Consider the following 522-nt stretch of genomic DNA (forward strand, 5'->3'; position numbering starts at 1 on the left):
GGCTGAACACACCCGGCAGGCTGACGATCTGCAACGGGCCTTCGGCCAGCGGCAGTTCGAAGCGTTGCGCGAGGCTTTCCAGTGGCTGCGCCTGCGGCGGCGTGTCGATGCTCACCTGCCACAGCTGGCAGTGGCGTGCGCTGTCGAGCTTGCGCGGCTTGCCGAAGGCATGCAGTTGCTTGGCCGCGCCCTCGATGCCGCCGCGCTTCTCGCCGACCAGGTACAGTGTGCGCCCACCCAGGCGCGAGGCCAGGGCGTTGAGCAGGTAGTTGGCCAGGTCGCGCGACTTGGGCAGGAACAGCACCGCGCTGTCGAAGCTGACCGGCGGCACCTCCACCGTGTAATGGCTGCGCCCGGCAAAGCGTGCTTGCAGCGCTGCCTGGTCGCCTGCGTGCCAGCTCCAGCCGTGGGCCGCCGGCAGGCTGCCGAGCAGGTCGTCGGCGGGCAGACCGGCCAGTATCAGGGAGCCTTGGAACAGCTCGGCCTGACGGAGCAACACTTCACTACGCGGGTCCATGGTCG

General features: G+C 69.2%; 1 pseudogene. It reads right to left on the minus strand.

The window, feature by feature from the left end:
- Positions 1–517 (minus strand): annotated as a pseudogene (locus tag G3436_RS26260) (16S rRNA methyltransferase); the annotation flags it as partial.
- Positions 518–522: the final 5 nt, after the last annotated feature.

The organism is Pseudomonas brassicae, assembly GCF_010671725.1.
GTDB lineage: Bacteria > Pseudomonadota > Gammaproteobacteria > Pseudomonadales > Pseudomonadaceae > Aquipseudomonas > Aquipseudomonas brassicae.